Here is a 17,309-nt window from a genome sequence, read left to right on the forward strand (position 1 = left end):
GCGCCCGCAGGCACTAGCTTGTCGCCGAACAGAAGCAGCGACTGGTCGCCGACCCTATCCTGGAAAAAAACGTTCGCTATCGGAATTCGGGGTTGCGCCACGGCATTGCGTGGGCAAGTCACGGCGCGTTGCCTGGATTGCGTGCTGGCTGTCATCTGTGCCACGCTTGGAAGCAGGCCTGCCTGCGCTTGCCTCCTGCTACTTCGGCAGCGTGTTCTTGTATATCTTTCCATCCTTCATGATGATCATGAACGAACGGTCGGGATTGGCGACCAGATTGATGTTCTGAAGCGGATCGCCGTCCACCAGCAGCAGGTCGGCCAGAGCTCCTTCCTGGACCACGCCGATCTTGCCGGGGTAGTAGGGGTCGCGCTTGCCGGACATCTCCAGCAGCTCGGCGTTGGTGCCTGTCGCCATGGCCAGTGTTTCAGCGGACGTATACCACTGCGTGAGCGACGCGAGGATCGCACCCTGGCGGCGCGCCAGCGCTTCGGAGAACAGGACGTCCGTTCCCCATGCCGTTTTCAGGCGATATTTTTTGGCGAGCTGGTAGGCCTGACCGATTGCCGGGAAGATCTGGTCTGCCTTCTCGCGCTGCACCGAGCCTTCGGGGAAGCCCGTCTGCATTTCGTCGGGAAGCGGTTGGATGCTGAGCCAGACGCCTTTCTCGGCCATCATCTTCGCGGTTGCCTCATCCATGAGGAAGCCGTGTTCGACGCACTTGACACCGGCAGCGATCGCCTGCTGTATGGCTGCCGCGGTGAAGGCGTGGACGGTGACGTAGGTTCCCCAGTTCTCGGCCGCCACGACCGCGGCATGGATTTCCGGCTCGGTGAATGTCACCACATCGATCGGGCTGAAGGGCGAGGAGACGCCGCCGCCGGCGGTCAGCTTGATCTGGCTGGCGCCCTGCATCAACTGTTCGCGTGTGCGCAGGCGTACTTCGTCTGGGCTGTCGGCGACGGCGCTGCCGCCTATCGTTTCCATGCGCGAGAGCTCGCCATGGCTGCGCGGCAGATCGGACAGTTGGCGGAAATCGCCATGCCCGCTCGTCACCGTGATCATGGCTCCGGAGGGAAAGATGCGCGGGCCTTCGGCAACGCCCCTGTCGATCGCCTGCTTGAGCCCGAATGAGGGGCCGCCCATGTCTCGAACGGATGTGAAGCCGCGCATCAGCGTGGCGCGCGCCTCGGCGGCCGCTGCGATGTTCAGGTAGCCGACGTCGCCGAAGATGGCCTGTTCCGGCGTCAGGCGGATCAGCATCGTATGCCAGTGTGCATCGATCAGGCCGGGCATCAGCGTGCGTCCGCCGCCTTCGATGACCTGTGCGCCCGCAGCCGCGGCGTCCGCCCCGATGCGCATGATGCGATTGCCCTGCACCAGAACGGAAGTCGGAGGCGAGAGGCGATCCGACTTGCCGTCGAACACCCGCACGTCGCGAAAGAGGGTGGCCTGCCCGGCAGGCGCCACGGAAGGCTGTGCACCGGCGGTCATGCTCAGTGCCGCCATCAGAAAACCGATCAGGGCCAAGGGTTTCATCACGATAAATTCCCTTTGTCAGAACTGTTTCGTTGTGCGAGCGCAGTCAGCTGCGGCCCAGGATACCAGATCGAAGGTGCTTTCGCATCGTTTCTTGATATTCCGCATTGTGTGCGGGAGCGCTGATAGACAAGCCGAGAATCGGATGCGGCGCTGTGGCCGCTATCTATCCATCGGCCCGCGGCAGACGCAGCACGATGCTCAACTGTCCGCCGCTCTGGCGCGCCAGCACTTCGCCTGAATGCATCAGCGCCACGGCCTTGACGATGGCGAGCCCCAGGCCATGGCTTTCCACGCTGTTGCGGCGTGAGACGTCGACGCGGTAGAAACGGTCGAACAGATGCCTGAGCTGGTCTTCGGCAAGCGGCTCGCTGGTGTTGGAAATCGTCAGCTCGGCGGTGGTGGAGTCCAACGTCGAAACCCGCACGGTAATGGCTTTGCCGCCATCGCTTGCATGCTGGATCGCGTTCTGCAGGAGATTGCTCAATGCACGGCGCAGCAAGGACGTCTGTACGCTGACTTGCGCATCGCCGCTGATCTCGACCCGCATGCCCGCATCGTCGAGCACCATCTCGAAGAAATCGACGATCTTGCTCATCTCGGCGGCGAGCGATGCCGCCACCAGATCGTGCGCGCGCTCGCCTTGCTCTGCGCGCGCCAGGAACAGCATGGCCGCCACCAGGCCGCGCAGGCGCTCGAGTTCCTCCAGATTCGATTGGAGGACCTCCCGCAGTTGCGGGGCGGAGCGCTCGCGCGAGAGCACCACCTGCGTCTGCCCGATCATGTTGGCGACCGGCGTTCTCAATTCATGCGCGACGTCGGCATTGAATGTCTCCAATTGCTGGTATGCGGCGTTCAGGCGATCGAGCGCGGCATTGAACGAGCCCGCCAGATTCATCAGCTCGGGCGGCAGAACGGGCAGGCGCAGGCGCTCGCTGTCACGATTGCGGCCAATGCGTTCGGCCTCGCTGGATAACTGTTTGACGGGCTTGAGCCCCACCACCGCGATCCAGTAGCCCAGCGCGGCCACCAGCAATACCGCCATGGCCGTGAGCGCCACCAAGGCGTTCCTGAAGTTGTGAAGCGTGTTCTCGAGGATGGCTCCCGCATGCGAGCCGATCACCAGTTGCATGGCGGGCCGGATGTCGTTGGCGGCGATGTCCGTGGATAGCAGTGTGAGCGCTCCCTTCGGCGTGCGTATCTCCGATGTGCGGCGCGCCAGTTGCGCAATCTCCTGGGCATCTTCGCCATAGCGGTATCGTGGGTCGGTGCTCCAGAGCCAGAAGTGGGTTCGCGGGTCGCTTCGCTCCATCTCCGCCATTTTTCCCTTGGCATGTTCGGCCAATTGCGGTGACCGCCCGTGTTCGAGCATGTAGCGTACGTCGCCCAGCCGCCCTTGCATCTGCTCGTGCAGATAGTGATCCAGCTCCTTGTCCAGAACGCGGTAGAGTGCCGCCGCCATGAAGGCGAAGATAAGCGCCGCGGTCACCGCGAACATCGCCGCCAGGCGGGCCGAGATCGACCAGGATCGATGCCGCGCGCGCGTGTCGCCGGCGGCCTCATTGGCCTGGGGCGACATCGCGCTCCTCCATCACATAGCCCATGCCGCGGATGGTGTGCAGGAGCGGTACTGGAAAAGGAAGATCCACCTTCGATCGCAGCCGTTTCACCGCCACTTCCACCACGTTGGTGTTGCTGTCGAAGTTCATGTCCCAGACCAGTTCGGCGATCGCTGTCTTCGAGAGTATCTCGCCCTGCCTGCGCGCCAGCAATTCGAGCAGGGCGAACTCCTTGGCGGTGAGGTCGATGCGCTGGCTGCCGCGCACGACCTTTCTGCGGATCAGGTCGATGGACAGATCGCCCACGCGCAGCAAGGTCTGCTCCTGCGTCCTGCCGCGCCGCGTGAGCGCCTGAAGCCGGGCCTGAAGCTCCATGAACGAGAACGGCTTGACCAGATAATCGTCAGCGCCTTCGCGCAGTCCGCGCACGCGGTCATCGACGCCATCGCGCGCAGTGAGCATGATCACCGGAGTTCCCTTGACGGCGCGCAGCGAGCGCAGGATGCCAAAGCCGTCCAGGCCCGGCAGCATGACGTCGAGCACGATCACGTCGAAGTCGTAATGCACCGCCAGATGCTGGCCGTCGATGCCGTCATGTGCGACGTCCACGGTCCAGCCCTGCTCGGCCAGGCCCTGGGCCAGGTAGTCGGCGGTCTTGCGCTCGTCCTCGACGATCAGTACTTTCATGATTGCGCCATCGTAGTATCTGCGCCGGACTGTGTCACGGGCGCCGCGTGGCGGGCCTTCCAGGCGGCCTTCCTGCGCTCGAACCAGTAATGTGCGCGGTCGAGGTACAGATAGATCACCGGCGTGGTGAACAACGTGAGCACCTGCGACAGCAGCAGCCCGCCCACCATGGCGTAGCCAAGCGGCCTGCGCAGTTCGGAGCCCGCGCCATGACCCAGCATCAGCGGCAGGCCGCTGAGCAGGGCGCACATGGTGGTCATCATGATGGGGCGAAAGCGCAGGATGCAGGCTTCATGGATGGCATCGCGCGGCGACATGCCCTTGTCGCGCTCGGCATGCAGCGCGAAGTCCACCATCATGATGCCGTTCTTCTTGACGATGCCGATCAGCAAGATGATGCCGATGAGCGCAATCACACTGAGGTCGTAGCCGCCCGCCATCAGGATCAGCAACGCGCCCACGCCCGCGGAAGGAAGCGTCGAGAGAATCGTGAGCGGATGGATATAGCTTTCATACAGCAGGCCCAGCACGATGTACACCGCCACCAGCGCGGCCGCGATCAGGTAGGGCTGTGTGCGCAGCGAGTCGCCGAAGGCCTGCGCCGTGCCCTGGAACGTGCCGTTCAACGTCGGCGGCGCGTTCATTTCGGCCTGCGCCTTGTTGATCGCATCCACGGCCTGCCCCAGCGCAAAGCCGGGCTGCAGGTTGAATGAAATCGTCGCCGCCGGGAACTGGCCCTGGTGGTTCACCGCGAGATAGCCCGTGTGCCCGGTGTCGTATTTCACGAAGGTGGAAAGCGGCACCTGCTGGCCCGTGATCGGCGACGTGAGATAGAGCTTGTCGAACAGATCGGGGTCCTGCTGCAGCTGCGGCGTGACCTCGAGCACCACGTTGTAGCTGTTGAGCTGCGTGAAGTACTGGGCGACCTGGCGCTGGCCCACGGCGTCGTTGATCGTCGCGTCCACCAGGGCGGGCGTGATGCCGTAGCTCGATGCCAGTTCCCGGTCGATGGTGAGCATGGCCGTCGGCGCCGCGTTCTGCTGGTCGGACGTCACGTCGGTCAGGCCAGGCAGGGTGCGCAGCTTCTCGACCAGCCTGGGCGTCCAATCGTTGAGCTCGCCCAGATTGGTGTCGGTGAGCGTGTACTGATACTGCGTTCGCGCCGGGCGGCCGCCCAGGCTGATGTCCTGTCCGGCCTGCATGTACAGCGTGATGCCCGGCACCTCGGCAAGCCGGGGGCGCAGGCGCGCGATGATCTGGTCGGCCGTGTCCGTGCGGCCATCCTCCAGCGGACGCAGGCCGATGAACATGTTGCCCGAATTGAAGGCGCTCGCTCCCGCCTGCATGCCGAACGAGGTGACGTCGGGGTCCTGGCGCACGATGTCGGCCAGCGCCATCATGCGCTCGTGCATGGCCCGCGAGGAGCTGTCCTGCCCGGCCACCGCCGTGCCGAAGATGAATCCCGTGTCCTGCTGCGGAAAGAATCCCTTGGGGATCGCCATGTAGAGCAGCACGGTGGCGGCCACGGTGGCAATGAAGCTCAGCAGCGTGACGAACTGGTGGCGCAGTACCACGTCCAGCCCCCGGCGGTAGCCGTTGAGCATGGCGTCGAAGCCGCGTTCGAACAGCATGTAGAGCCTGCCGTGATGCGGCTTTGCCGACCCATGGCCGCCGTCCTTTTCCTCGTTGCGCAAAAACTTGGCGCACAGCATGGGCGTGACCGTCAGGGACACCACGACCGACACCAGGATCGTGATGGTCACCGTCACCGCGAACTCGCGGAACAGGCGTCCCACGATCCCGCCCATGAGCAGCAGCGGAATGAATACGGCCACGAGCGACACCGAGATCGACACGATCGTGAAGCCGATTTCCTTCGATCCTCGCAGCGCCGCCTGTAGCGGCGGCATGCCGTCCTCGATGTGCCGGTAGATGTTCTCCAGCATCACGATGGCATCGTCCACCACGAAGCCCACCGCGATCGTGAGCGCCATGAGCGAGAGGTTGTCCAGGCTGTATCCCAGCAGATACATCACGGCGGCGGTGCCCAGGATCGCCAAAGGCACGGTGATGCTCGGGATGATGGTGATCACCACGTTGCGCAGGAACACGAAGATCACGACCACCACGAGCGCGATCGACAGCAGCAGCGTGAACTCCACGTCCTTGACCGACGCGCGGATGGTCTGTGTGCGATCCACCAGCATATTGACCGAGATGCTGGGCGGAATGCCCGTCTTCAGCCTGGGCAGGGCCGCCTGGATGCGGTCCACGGTGTCGATCACGTTGGCTCCCGGCATCTTGGTGATCGCCAGCAGGATCGTGCGGCCATCGGCGATGTCGGCATCCTTGCCCGCGGCAGGGCCGCCATAGGCCCAAGCCGAGATTTTCTGGTTCTCGGGCCCATCGACGGCCACGCCGATGTCGCGCACGCGGATCGGCGCTCCGTTGCGCCACGCAAGCACCATCTCGTTCCAGGGAGCGGCCCTCAGGATCTGGTCGTTGGTATAGACGTTGAAGGCCTGCGACTTGCCGTCGATCGTGCCGGTCGCCGCGCTTACCGTGGTGTTGGCGATCACGCCGCGAATGTCCTCCAGGCTCAGCCCCATGGCCTTGAGCCTGGCGGGGTCGGCCTGAATGCGCACGGCCGGCTTCTGTTGCCCGAACACGTTGACCAGGCCCACGCCTGCAATGCGCGAGATTTGCTGCGCGAGAATATTCTCGGCGCTGTCATCCACTTCGGTGAGCGGCAGCACCTTGGATTGCACGCTGAGGATCAGCACCGGCGCATCGGCGGGGTTGATCTTGCGAAACGATGGCGGGCTGGGCAGCGTCTTGGGCAACTGGCCGGTGGCGGAGTTGATGGCTGACTGCACGTCGAGCGCCGCACCGTCGATGCTGCGGTTCAGGTCGAACTGCAGCGTGATCTGCGACAGACCCAATGCGCTGGTCGATGTCATCTGCGTGAGTCCCGGAATCAGCGAGAACTGGCGCTCGAGCGGCTGCGCGACATTGGAAGCCATGGTCTCCGGACTGGCGCCGGGGAGCTTGCCGGAGACCTGGATCGTCGGAAAATCCACCTGCGGCAGCGGCGCAACCGGCAGCAGCGGCCAGGCCACCACGCCAATCAGCAGCAACGCAATCGCCAGCAGCATCGTGCCGATGGGGCGCTTGATGAAACCTTCGCTGACGTTCATGCTGCGCTCCGGCTGCCGGCATCCTGAGCCGATGCTCCGGCCCTGGAATCAGCGGCGGCGCCGGGCTTGCCCTGGTTGGCCGCGGCACCGGTCTCGACCACTTGCGCCCCGGGGGTGAGGCGGTATTGCCCGTCGGACACCACGCGCTGGCCCGCCTGCAAGCCTTTGCCGATCACGCTGTAGCCGCCTTCGGTGCTGCTCACCTCGATGGACTGCATCTGCGCCTTGCCCTGGGCATCCACCACATAGGCAAACAAACCGTCCTGCCCGCGCTGCACCACGGAATTGGGCACCACCAGCGCGTGCGCCCGGGTACCCAGCACCAGGCGCGCGTTCACTGCCTGGCCGGGCCAGAGCGCGTGATCCGGATTGCGCAGGCGCGCCTTGAGCGTGATCGTTCCCGTGGACGTATCGATCTGGTTGTTGAGCAAGGTGAGCTCGCCCGAGCCCAGCGGCTCGCGCGAGCCTTGGTCGAGCGCCTGGACGCTGAGCGTCTGCCCCGACTTGATCGCGCGATTGACCGCCTGAAACTTTTCTTGAGGCAGCGTGAATTGCAGCGCGATCGGGTCGATCTGGTTCACGACCAGGAGGCCATTGGAGTCCGCCGCGTGAACGATGTTTCCGGGATCGACCAGCCGTGCGCCCACGCGCCCCGAGATGGGCGAGGCAATCGTGGTGAAGCTCAGATTCACCCGCGCCAGACTCACCTGCGCGGCGTCGTTCTGCACCGAGGCTTCGAGCTGGCGCACCAGGGATTTCTGTGTCTCCAGTGTCTGCCGGGTGGTGGCTTCGTCGCGGATCAGATCGGTGTAGCGCTGCAAGTCCACCCTGGCGTTGGCCAGCGATGCTTCGTCCTTGGCCTTCTGGGCCAGCACCTGCTGCAATTGCGCCTCGTAGGTGCGTGCATCCAGGCGCGCAAGCACCTGGCCGGCCTTCACGTCCTGGCCTTCCCTGAACTCCACCTTGTCGAGCTGCCCGTCCACGCGTGTGCGGATCGTCACCGATGCAATCGGAACCACCGTGCCCATGCCGGTCACGGCGATGGGCATATCCCTTTCCTGCACTGTCGTTGTGTGTACGGGCACCTTGGCCGCCGTTTCTGTCCCTTTTTTGGCGGGTGCGTTTTCCGACGAATGCGCCTGCCATTGCGGCGCGAGCACCGCCAGTGCCAACGCTGCCGCGACCGCTGTCAGTCCCCAGGCCTTGATGCGGCCGCGCGACGGGGCCGCTTGCGGCTGCACCCGCCCGGGCTGCGGGGCGTTATTGCTGTTCATGGTGTTCATCCTTGGAGTCCGAAACTGCGACTTCGCCGGCGCTCCTGTCCGCCTGCGCGCCTTGCGGCAACTGTGCCGCGCTCCAGCCGCCGCCCACGGCCTTGATCAACGCAACGCTTGCGGCATAGGCGCGGCCTTGCGCCTGCAGGGCGCTGCGTTCATTGGTCAGTGCGAGCGCCTGTGCGGTGATCACGTTCATATAGGTCACGGTGCCGGCGCGGTACTGGCTCAGCGTGATGCGCTCGGCAGCGCGCGCCGACTGCGTGGCGCGCAGGTTGGCGTCGAACTCCTGGCGCAGCTCGCGCACGGCGGCCAGGTTGTCCTCCACTTCCTGAAAACCATCGAGCACTGTCTGGCGATAAGTTGCCGCCGCTGCGTCGAAATCCGCCCGCGCATGTTCCAGATCGGCGTCGCGCGCGCCACCGTCGAAAATCGTTCCGGCCAATGCCAGGCCCAGCGCCCAGGCCTTGGTTGGCGCGGCGGCCCAGCTTGCCAGCGCGAGGCCCGGCCCGCCGTTGCCGCCCGAGGCGCTCAAAGTGAAATGAGGGTAGAACGCGGCCTGGGCCACGCCGATCTGCGCGTTGGCAGCCGCGACGCGGCGCTCCGCGCCCGCGATGTCGGGTCTGCGCTCGAGCAGTTGCGACGGCAGTCCGATCGGTGCGCCGGGCAATGCGGGAAGCGCGGATGCGTCGTCGGGCGCGAGCGAGAAACCGGCCGGCGTGCGGCCCAGCAGGATCGCGAGCGCATGCTCGGTCTGGCGCCGCGTGAGGTTGACGTCAATGGCCTGGGCCTGGGTGGCCGCCAGTGTCGATTCGGCCAGGGACACATCCGCATGCGTGGCCACGCCCGCGCGGAACTGCGCCTGAGTGAGATCCAGCGATTTCCGGTAAGCCTCGATGGTGCGTGCGTAGAGCGCCTTCTGGCGGTCCGTGATGCGCAGTTGCAGGTAATCGTTGACCACGCTGGCCTGCACGGCCAGCCGCGCGGCGGCCAGATCGGCCGCCGTGGCCTGCGCGGTATCACCCGCCGCCTCGACGCTGCGGCTCACGCTGCCCCAGAAATCGGGCTCCCATGACGCACTGAGCGACCATGCATGGGCGTCGCCCAAAGAGCTTTTCCCGCTGCTGTAGGCTCGCGCGCGCTGTGCCGACGCGCCTGCTTGCACGACCGGCGAATACGCAGCCTGCGCGCCCCTGACCAGCGCCTGGGCCGCCCGGTATTGCGCCTGCGCCTGCGCCAGTGTCTGGTTGGCGGCCATGGCCTGGCCGACCAGGGCGTCCAACTGCTCATCGCCATAGGCATGCCACCAGGGCTGAGCATCGTCCGGCGCCGCCGGCATGGCTTGCCGCCACGGGCCGTCTTCCTTGAATGCGGTCTGCGAGTCGGCCTGGTCAGGCGCCGGCGGGCGCACATAATCCGGCCCCGCCGCGCAGCCAGCCAGGCAACCGGCCAGCGCCACGCAGGGCCATAGCGCGGCGCGTAGCGACACCGCCTGCTTGCCCGAACCTGTGCCTGGAGTGAACTTTGGGTTTCTCATCGTCAATGCACTGTAGGAATCCCACAGGGACAAAACGCTGACGAGAAAATGACAAAGCTGTCAGGAAAGCGTGCTGGCGTATCTGAAAAGCCGGCGCCCGATGCGTCGGGGCCCGCTCGGCTTCCTATTCTCTTTGCCCGAGATAGCGGTCCAGATGCTGGCGCATGGCGTCGGCGATCTGCTCCAGGCGCGAGCCGATGCGAAACGACGGCCCGGCGACCAGCAGCGCGAAGTTGCGCTCGGCGATGGTGAAGGGCAGGGCGACGCCGCCGAGATCCTGGGTGAATTCCGCGTTGCCCGGGAACCATCCGCGTTGGCGGGAGGACTCGATCTCCGCCTGGACCTCCTGCGCGCTCATCAGTGTCGTGGGCGTGAAGCGATCAAAGACCGCCTTCTTGAGGATGAAGGCGCGTTCGTCCGCGCCCATCTGCGACAGCAGCGCCCGCCCCGTGGCCGTGAGATGCAGCGGCACGCGCTTGCCCGGCTGCGCGGCATAGCGCACGGAGCTGGGGGATTCCACCGTCTCCACGAACAGTGCATGGGCGCCGCTGGCCACCGCCAGCACGGCGGTCTCTCCGGTTTCGCGGACAAGCGTCTGCAGCAGGCCGTGTATGTCGCGGGGAATGGGCTGCGCATCCTCGATCTTGTTGATCAGGGCGGCCCAGATGGGGGCGGGATAGTAGCCGGCCCTGGCCTTGGGCTCGTAGAGAAATCCTCTGTTCGTGAGCGTGCCCAGCAGGTTGAAAGTGCTCGAGCGAGGCCATCCGAAATGCTTGGAGATGTCGGCAAGGGTGGCCGGCCGCTGGTGGGCAGCGAAGAATTCGAGGAGGTCCAGTACGTAAGCAGCTTGTTTGACGTTCACGACGAAAAGTCTTTCAAAAACAACGAAGGCTGCGAGGCCCGGGCGCGCGGCCCGCCTCTGCAGTCACTCTTCCTTTGCGGCGCATCGGCGCTCACGGCGGGCGAGCCATCACGCGCCGTTCCCGGGCCATGCCGGTACGGCCTCCGGTGTGCCCGAAATTAGAACATTTTCCAGTCCCTGGCCGCCTGCTTCGGGTTTGTGCGGATGGGGATGTTCACGCAATTCATTCATACGTATGTATGATTCATTCATGCACAAGAATGAATGCGCCAATCAAAGCATGGCGACCGTCAGCCAGGACAGTCCCGCCGGGCCTCTGGAGGGGCTCAAGGTGGTTGACATGACGTCCGTGCTGATGGGGCCGTTTGCCTCGCAGATGCTGGCCGACATGGGGGCGGACGTCATCAAGATCGAGGCCCCGCAGGGCGACCTGGTCCGCCAGATCGGGCCGTCGCGTCGCGATGGCATGGGGCCGGTATTTCTCAATGCCAACCGCAACAAGCGCAGCGTGGTGCTGGACCTCAAGCATCCGGACGGCATCGCGGCGCTCAAGCGGCTGCTGGAGGACGCCGATGTGCTCATGTACAACGTGCGCCCGCAGGCGATGGCCCGGCTGGGGCTCGGCTACGAAGAAGTCGCCGCCATCAATCCCCGGATCGTGTATGCGGGGCTGTTCGGCTTCGGGCAGGACGGGCCTTATGCGGCGCGCCCCGCATACGACGACCTCATCCAGGGAGGGGCCACCCTGTCGCACTGGATCGCGCAGTCCTCGGGCGGCATTCCCCGCTATGTGCCCACAGCCATGGCGGATCGCACGGTGGGCCTGACGGGCGTGGGCGCGATCCTGGCGACGCTGTATGCGCGCGAGCGCACCGGGCGGGGCGACAAGGTGGACATTCCCATGTTCGAGACCATGGTGGCGTTCGTGCTGGGCGACCACTTTGGCGGCATGACCTATGCCCCGCCGCTGGATGCGGGAGGCTATGCGCGCCAGCTTTCCCCGGAGCGCCGCCCGTACCGCACCCTGGACGGCCATGTCTGCGCGATGGTCTATACGGACAAGCAGTGGCGGGGCTTCCTGCGGGAGATCGGGCGCGAGTCGCTGATGCAGGACGACCCGCGGTTTTCCACATACGTCGAGCGCACCCGGCATGTGGACCATGTCTATGGATTCCTGGCATCGCTGTTTCTTGAAAAAACGACGGAGCAGTGGCTCGCGCTGCTCGAGCGCGCCGACGTGCCTTCGCTGCCCATGCATACGCTGCAGACCGTGCTGCAGGATCCGCATCTGGTTGCCACGGGGTTCTTCGCCACGGTGGAGCACCCCACGGAAGGTCCGATCAGGTCCATGCGCCTGCCGATGACCTGGCAGCGCAACAACCCCGGCATCCGCAGGCTCGCCCCGTCGCTGGGAGAGCATACGCGCGAGGTGCTGGGCCAACTGGGCTACGGCGAGGCGCAGATCGAGGCCATGCTGGCCGCGGAGGCGGCGTCGGCGGGCTCTGTCAACTCGTCCATTCCAAAGGCCAATACATGATCCGTTCCCTCTTTTTCGCGCCCGCCAACCGGCCGGAACTGGTCGCCAAGTTCCCGCGCTTTGGCGCGGACTGCTGCGTGATCGATCTGGAGGACGGCACGCCCGATGCGCAGAAGGCCAGCGCCCGCGAGATGCTGCGGCAGACCGTGCAGGGCGCGCGTGATGCGGGCCTGCGGTCCCTGCTCGCCGTGCGCGTGAACGTGCCGCACTCGCCGCACTTCCTGGCGGACCTCGAGGCAGCGGCCGCCTGCGACATCGACGCCATCGTCATCCCCAAGCTGGAGGACGCGCGCCAGGCGTTTGCCGCGGCGCACTGGATCGAGCACACGGCGGCGGCGCGCGAGCGCCCGCTCAAGCTGATCGGCGGCATCGAGTCCGTGCGCGGAGTGCTGAACGCGGTGCCGGTCTGCGAGCAGACGCCCGAGCTGCTGGCCGTGTATTTCGGCGCGGAGGATTTCGCCGCCGACATCGGCGGGCGGCGCACGCCGTCGGGGGAAGAAGTCGCCACCGCGCGCTCGTGGGTGGTGATGGCCGCCAAGGCCGCGCAGGTGGCGGCCATCGACCAGGCGGTGCTCGACATCCGCAATGATGCGCTGTTCACCCGCGATGCATCCCTGGGGCGGGATCTCGGGTACGAGGGCAAGATCTGCGTGGCGCCGGCGCAGGTGGCGCTGGCCCATGCGGCGTTCTCTCCCACCGAGGCGGAGGTGGCCTATGCGGGGCGGCTGGTCGCAGCATACGAAGCGGCCACGGCGCGTGGAATCGGCACCATCGACTTCGAGGGAAAGATGGTCGACGGCCCGCTGCTCAAGCGCTCGCAGGCCATCCTGAAAGCAGCCGAGCGGGCCCGGCCATGATCGAGCTCGATGGCATCGACCAGCTGGATCTGTCGGCCTACATACGGCCCGGCGACAGCATCATTTTTGGACAGGGCACGGGCGAGCAGCTCGGGCTGACGCAAAAATTCGTCGAGCAGCGGGCGAGCTATTCCGGCGCGGGCGTGTTTTTCGGCACGGCGTTTTCCCGGACGTTCGCGCCCGGGCATGCGGATCACCTGCGCTTCAAGGGAACGGGCGGCATCGGCAGCCTGCGCAAGCTGGCGTCCGCCGGCGTGCTCGATCCCATTCCCTGCCACATCTCCGCCGTGGAGGGGCTGCTGCGGGACGGGATATTGCGCAGCGACGTGGTGCTGCTGCTGGTCAGCCCGCCCAACGAGCGGGGCGAATACAGCTTCGGGCTGGTCAACGATTTCGTGCGCGCGGCGGTGAGCCGCGCACGCGTCGTCATCGCGGAGGTCAGCCCGCACGTGCCGTGGACGCCGTGCGACCAGCCGCTGCTTGCCAGCGAGATCACGGTGGCGGTGAAAAGCGATACGCGGCCGCTCGAGTTGCCGACGGCCTCGTTCGGGGAGCTGGAGAAAAGGATCGCCTCGCACCTGGAGCCATACATCACCGACCGGGCCACGCTCCAGGTGGGGATCGGCTCGGTGCCGGAGGCGATTCTCGCCATGCTCGGCAACCGGCGCGACCTGGGGATCCACTCGGGAATGATCGGCGACTCGGTGATCGACCTGATCGAGAAGGGCGTCGTCACGAATGCGCACAAGGGAATCGACGAAGGCGTGTCGATCACCGGCGTGCTGTTCGGCACGCAGCGCCTGTACCGCTTCGCCCATCGCAATCCGCTCGTCAAGCTCTGTCCCACCAGCTACACCCACCACAGCTCGACCATGTCCAGGCTCAAGCGGCTGGTGTCCATCAATTCGGCTCTCGAAGTCGATCTCACCGGGCAGGTGAATGCCGAGGCCATCGGCAGCGAGCACATCGGCGCGGTGGGAGGGCAGGTCGATTTCGTTCGCGCCTCGGCGCTGACCGGCGGCAGGTCGGTCATCGCCTTCGCATCGACGGGCAGGCACGGTGACAGCAAGGTGGTGGCCAGGCTCTCGGGGCCGGTCACCACGGCCCGCAGCGACGTGGACCTGATCGTGACCGAATTCGGCGTGGCCCGGATGCGTGGCCGCACCTTGCGCGAGCGGGTGAGGGCCATGGCGGCGATCGCCGCGCCCGAACACCGTGAAGAACTGATGCGGCAGGCCCGCATGACCTGGAGTGAACTGTGAAACTGACGGAAGAAGTGGATTTCGAGGTGGTGGACGGCGCGATCGCCGTCATCACCATCGACCGGCCCGCGCAGCGCAATGCCATCAACGCGGGCGTGATCGACGGGCTGCGCCAGGCATGGCAGCGGCTGGAGGCCGACGGCGCGCTGCGCGTGGGGATCCTCACCGCCAGCGGAGACAAGGCGTTCTGCGCGGGCATGGATCTGAAGGCCGCCGCCGCCATGCAACTGAAGGTGCCGCCGCGCGACATGTTTCCCGTGCTGGGCGACGTGGTGCACATCTCCAAGCCGACGATCGCCGCGGTCAACGGCGTGGCGCTCGCGGGCGGCTGGCTGTTCGCGCAGATGTGCGACCTGTGCATCGCCGCCGACCATGCCGCCTTCGGCATCACCGAGGCCAGGTTGGGGCGCGGCATGCCCTGGGCGGCGCCGCTGATACACATGCTGCCGCAGCGCATCATGATGGAGATTCTTCTGACCGGCCAGCCCATCACCGCGCGGCGCGCGCTGGCGCTGGGCTACGTCAACGACGTGGTGCCGCTGGCGCAACTGCGCGCTCGCGCGCTGGAGATGGCGCGCGTGATCGCGGCCAACGCGCCCTTGACCGTCAAGGCCGCGCGCGAGCTGGTCTACCTGTCCACCGAGATGGGGCGCTCCGCCGGACTGCGCGCGGCGCAGCACCTGTTCGAGAGCGTCTATCTCAGCGAGGACGCGCAGGAAGGCCCGCGCTCGTTTGCCGAAAAGCGCCCGCCGCGCTGGCAGGGCAGGTGAGCCCTTCCTCCCATCCATCTTCCTTCCTTATCGGCAAGCAGCAAGGGAACGACATGAATTTTCAACTGAGCGAAGAACACCAGGCCATCCACGAAGGCGTCAAGAGCCTGTGCGAGCGTTTCCCGGAAAGCTACTGGCTGGAACGCGATGCGGATGGCGTCTTCCCGCATGATTTCTACCGCGCCATGGGCGATGCCGGCTGGCTGGGGGCGGCGATCCCGGAGGAATACGGCGGCTCCGGCCTGGGCGTGCAGGAGGCCGCGATCATGATGCAGACCATCGCCGAAAGCGGCGCCTGCCTGAGCGGCTGCTCCAGCGTCCACATCAATGTGTTCGGGCTGATGCCGGTCGCCGTGTTCGGCACCGTGGAGCAGAAGCGGCGCATGCTGCCGCCGATCGCCAGGGGCGAAGTCAAGGCCTGCTTCGGCGTCACCGAGCCTGACGCGGGTTTGAACACCACCCGGCTCAAGACACGCGCCGTGCGCAAGGGCGACAAGTACGTGGTGCATGGCCAGAAGGTGTGGATTTCCACGGCGCAGGTGGCCGACAAGATCCTGCTGCTGGCGCGCACCACGCCCCTGGAGGAGCTCTCGCCCGGGCAGCATTCGTCGGGACTCACGCTGTTCTACACCGATCTCGACCGTTCCAGAATCGACGTACGCCTGATCGAGAAGATGGGGCGCAAGTGCGTCGATTCCAACGAACTGTTCATCGACGGACTGGAAATCCCGGTGGAGGACCGCATCGGTGAGGAGGGCCAGGGGTTCAAGTACATCCTGCACGGCATGAACCCGGAGCGCGTGCTCCTGGCGGCCGAGGCGATCGGCGTGGGCCGCGCGGCGCTGAACAAGGCCAGCCAGTATGCGCGCGAGCGCGTCGTCTTTGATCGCCCGATCGGCCAGAACCAGGCGATCCAGCATCCGCTGGCAAAAAACTGGATCGACCTGGAGGCGGCGCAACTGCTGACGATGAAGGCGGCATGGCTGTACGACAACCGCCAGGAGTGCGGCGCCAACGCCAACGCGGCCAAGTACTTCGCGGCGGAAGCCGGCTTTCGCGCCTGCGAGCAGGCCGTGCTCACGCACGGCGGCATGGGCTACTCCAAGGAATTCCATGTCGAGCGCTACATGCGTGAAATCATGATCCCCCGCATCGCCCCCGTCAGCCGCGAACTCATCCTCAGCTTCATCGCGGAGCGCGTGCTGGGCATGCCCAAGTCCTATTGATCCTATCGAGCAAGGCAGGGCGGGAAGCATATTCCCGCAAATACTTCAAACCAAGGAGACAAACATGGCCATTCCATCTCGCATGACACGCCGGACGCTCGCGGGCCTGGCGATCGGCAGCGCCGCATTGCTTGCAGGAGCCGCGCATGCGGACACCTGGCCGAGCAAGCCCGTGCGCATCATTGTTCCCGCCGCGCCCGGCGGCAGCGCCGATCCGCTGGCGCGGCTGATCGCGGAGGAACTGGGCAAATCCCTGCACCAGTCCTTCGTGGTGGAAAACCGCCCGGGCGCGAACGGCAACATCGGTTCGGCCTCGGTCGCCAAGGCGCCCGCCGACGGCTACACCTTGCTGTACGGATGGACGGGCACGTTGGTGCCTGCGCTCACGCTGTATGGCGCCAAGGCCTATCACCCGCAGAAGGATCTCGATCCCATCGTGCTGATCGCCTCCACGCCCAATCTCATATCCGTGTTGCCATCGCTGGGCGTGAAGTCGGTCGATGAACTCACGGCATATGCGAAGAGCCATCCCGGGCAGCTCAATTTCGGCTCGACGGGATCCGGCAGCTCCTATCACCTGGCCGGAGAGCTGCTCAAGAAATCGGCGGGCATATCGATGACCCATGTGCCTTACGCATCGCCGGGCGCCATCTTCACGGACATGCTGGGCGGCCGCACCCAGGTGGTGTTCTCCGGCATCGCCGCCGCCGCGCCCTATGCCAAGGACGGGCGCCTGCGCGCGTTGGCCGTCATGGCGAAGCAGCGCTCGCCCATGCTGCCCGATACTCCCACCACCGTGGAGCTGGGCCACCCGGACCTGGTGTTCGATACGTGGTTCGGCCTGCTCGCCCCCAAGAACACGCCGGAGGATATCCGCGCCAGGATCAACGAGGCCGTCAACGCGGCGCTCAACACCGCGCAGATACGCGAGCGCATCGTCACCCTGGGCTTCGAGCCGCTTGGCGGAACGTCGGAGCAGTTCGTCTCCGCGCTGGCCTCGGA

At 65.8% G+C, this 17,309-nt stretch carries 13 protein-coding genes; 6 read left to right on the forward strand and 7 right to left on the reverse strand.

Features of this window, described 5'->3' with window-relative positions; genetic code table 11:
- Positions 1 to 198 precede the first annotated feature (198 nt).
- The 7 genes from ABWP92_RS10785 to ABWP92_RS10815 form a co-directional block, all read right to left on the reverse strand.
- On the reverse strand, positions 199 to 1,539 hold the full coding sequence (locus tag ABWP92_RS10785; protein WP_353235390.1) for a metal-dependent hydrolase family protein: 1,341 nt from the start codon (positions 1,537 to 1,539) through the stop codon (positions 199 to 201).
- 166 nt (positions 1,540 to 1,705) lie between these two features.
- Positions 1,706 to 3,118: a heavy metal sensor histidine kinase gene (locus ABWP92_RS10790; protein ID WP_353235378.1), complete on the reverse strand. Its 1,413-nt coding sequence runs from the start codon at positions 3,116 to 3,118 to the stop codon at positions 1,706 to 1,708.
- Positions 3,099 to 3,785 (reverse strand): heavy metal response regulator transcription factor, encoded by a 687-nt coding sequence (locus ABWP92_RS10795; RefSeq protein ID WP_353235379.1) that lies wholly within the window; start codon positions 3,783 to 3,785, stop codon positions 3,099 to 3,101. Before ABWP92_RS10795 ends, ABWP92_RS10790 begins: the two co-directional genes overlap by 20 nt.
- The gene (locus ABWP92_RS10800; protein ID WP_353235380.1) at positions 3,782 to 6,982 is read right to left on the reverse strand and encodes an efflux RND transporter permease subunit; all 3,201 of its coding nucleotides are present in this window, start codon (positions 6,980 to 6,982) and stop codon (positions 3,782 to 3,784) included. Before ABWP92_RS10800 ends, ABWP92_RS10795 begins: the two co-directional genes overlap by 4 nt.
- A complete protein-coding gene (locus ABWP92_RS10805; protein ID WP_353235381.1) occupies positions 6,979 to 8,256 on the reverse strand; it encodes an efflux RND transporter periplasmic adaptor subunit in 1,278 nt (425 codons plus the stop codon). The genes ABWP92_RS10800 and ABWP92_RS10805 overlap by 4 nt, the downstream gene beginning before the upstream one ends.
- The gene (locus ABWP92_RS10810; RefSeq protein WP_353235382.1) at positions 8,243 to 9,793 is read right to left on the reverse strand and encodes an efflux transporter outer membrane subunit; all 1,551 of its coding nucleotides are present in this window, start codon (positions 9,791 to 9,793) and stop codon (positions 8,243 to 8,245) included. Before ABWP92_RS10810 ends, ABWP92_RS10805 begins: the two co-directional genes overlap by 14 nt.
- 124 nt (positions 9,794 to 9,917) lie before the next feature.
- On the reverse strand, positions 9,918 to 10,655 hold the full coding sequence (locus tag ABWP92_RS10815; RefSeq protein WP_353235383.1) for an IclR family transcriptional regulator: 738 nt from the start codon (positions 10,653 to 10,655) through the stop codon (positions 9,918 to 9,920).
- Positions 10,656 to 10,905: 250 nt separating this feature from the next.
- Here ABWP92_RS10815 and ABWP92_RS10820 point away from each other — a divergent pair, with 250 nt between their 5' ends.
- From ABWP92_RS10820 to ABWP92_RS10845, 6 genes are all read left to right on the forward strand, one after another.
- The gene (locus ABWP92_RS10820; protein WP_353235384.1) at positions 10,906 to 12,192 is read left to right on the forward strand and encodes a CaiB/BaiF CoA transferase family protein; all 1,287 of its coding nucleotides are present in this window, start codon (positions 10,906 to 10,908) and stop codon (positions 12,190 to 12,192) included.
- Positions 12,189 to 13,049 (forward strand): HpcH/HpaI aldolase/citrate lyase family protein, encoded by an 861-nt coding sequence (locus ABWP92_RS10825; RefSeq protein ID WP_353235385.1) that lies wholly within the window; start codon positions 12,189 to 12,191, stop codon positions 13,047 to 13,049. Before ABWP92_RS10820 ends, ABWP92_RS10825 begins: the two co-directional genes overlap by 4 nt.
- Positions 13,046 to 14,311: an acetyl-CoA hydrolase/transferase family protein gene (locus ABWP92_RS10830; protein WP_353235386.1), complete on the forward strand. Its 1,266-nt coding sequence runs from the start codon at positions 13,046 to 13,048 to the stop codon at positions 14,309 to 14,311. The genes ABWP92_RS10825 and ABWP92_RS10830 overlap by 4 nt, the downstream gene beginning before the upstream one ends.
- A complete protein-coding gene (locus ABWP92_RS10835; protein ID WP_353235387.1) occupies positions 14,308 to 15,081 on the forward strand; it encodes an enoyl-CoA hydratase/isomerase family protein in 774 nt (257 codons plus the stop codon). The genes ABWP92_RS10830 and ABWP92_RS10835 overlap by 4 nt, the downstream gene beginning before the upstream one ends.
- Before the next feature lie 53 nt (positions 15,082 to 15,134).
- Complete coding sequence (locus ABWP92_RS10840) at positions 15,135 to 16,307, forward strand: acyl-CoA dehydrogenase family protein (RefSeq protein WP_353235388.1); 1,173 nt, start codon at positions 15,135 to 15,137, stop codon at positions 16,305 to 16,307.
- 64 nt (positions 16,308 to 16,371) lie between these two features.
- Positions 16,372 to 17,309, forward strand: a 938-nt coding sequence (locus ABWP92_RS10845; RefSeq protein WP_353235389.1) for a Bug family tripartite tricarboxylate transporter substrate binding protein, incomplete at its 3' end; no start/stop codon positions are given.

This window comes from Diaphorobacter ruginosibacter (assembly GCF_040396215.1).
In the GTDB taxonomy this organism is placed as follows: domain Bacteria; phylum Pseudomonadota; class Gammaproteobacteria; order Burkholderiales; family Burkholderiaceae_C; genus Diaphorobacter_A; species Diaphorobacter_A ruginosibacter_A.